Raw genomic sequence first — 1,350 nt, forward strand, 5'->3', positions numbered from 1 at the left:
CGTCCTGAGACCTGATGCCGAGCCGATTGTGGTGAAGTGGATGATCCTATGCTGTCGAGAAAAGCCTCTAGCGAGTTTCATGGCGGCCCGTACCCTAAACCGACTCAGGTGGTCAGGTAGAGAATACCGAGGCGTTCGGGTGAACTGTGGTTAAGGAACTCGGCAAAATGCCCCCGTAACTTCGGGAGAAGGGGGGCCATTGCTGGTGAGGGAACTTGCTTCCTGAGCTGGTGGTGGCCGCAGAGACCAGCGAGAAGCGACTGTTTACTAAAAACACAGGTCCGTGCGAAGCCGTAAGGCGATGTATACGGACTGACGCCTGCCCGGTGCTGGAACGTTAAGGGGACCGGTTAGCTCTGATTCGTCGGGGCGAAGCTGAGAACTTAAGCGCCAGTAAACGGCGGTGGTAACTATAACCATCCTAAGGTAGCGAAATTCCTTGTCGGGTAAGTTCCGACCTGCACGAATGGCGTAACGACTTCTCGACTGTCTCAACCACAGGCCCGGTGAAATTGCACTACGAGTAAAGATGCTCGTTTCGCGCAGCAGGACGGAAAGACCCCGGGACCTTTACTACAGCTTGATATTGGTGTTCGGTTCGGCTTGTGTAGGATAGGTGGGAGACTTTGAAGCAGTGGCGCCAGCCATTGTGGAGTCATCGTTGAAATACCACTCTGGTCGTGCTGGATGTCTAACCTCGGTCCGTGATCCGGATCAGGGACAGTGTCTGGTGGGTAGTTTAACTGGGGCGGTTGCCTCCTAAAGGGTAACGGAGGCGCCCAAAGGTTCCCTCAGCCTGGTTGGCAATCAGGTGTTGAGTGTAAGTGCACAAGGGAGCTTGACTGTGAGACTGACGGGTCGAGCAGGTACGAAAGTAGGGACTAGTGATCCGGCGGTGGCTTGTGGAAGCGCCGTCGCTCAACGGATAAAAGGTACCCCGGGGATAACAGGCTGATCTTCCCCAAGAGTCCATATCGACGGGATGGTTTGGCACCTCGATGTCGGCTCGTCGCATCCTGGGGCTGGAGTCGGTCCCAAGGGTTGGGCTGTTCGCCCATTAAAGCGGTACGCGAGCTGGGTTTAGAACGTCGTGAGACAGTTCGGTCCCTATCCGCTGTGCGCGTAGGAGTCTTGAGAAGGGCTGTCCCTAGTACGAGAGGACCGGGACGGACGAACCTCTGGTGTGCCAGTTGTCCTGCCAAGGGCATGGCTGGTTGGCTACGTTCGGGAGGGATAACCGCTGAAAGCATCTAAGCGGGAAGCCTGCTTCGAGATGAGGACTCCCACCCCCTTGAGGGGTTAAGGCTCCCAGTAGACGACTGGGTTGATAGGCCGGATGTGGAAGCCCAG

Annotated in this window: 1 rRNA gene (cut by a window edge); it reads left to right on the forward strand. The window is 56.5% G+C overall.

Going from position 1 to position 1,350, the window contains the following annotated elements:
* Positions 1-1,350: ribosomal RNA gene (locus ACIP64_RS41390) — 23S ribosomal RNA — on the forward strand (its annotated part extends 1,381 nt beyond the left edge of the window); the annotation flags it as partial.

Source organism: Streptomyces sp. NPDC088733 (genome assembly GCF_044751185.1).
Lineage (GTDB): Bacteria > Actinomycetota > Actinomycetes > Streptomycetales > Streptomycetaceae > Actinacidiphila.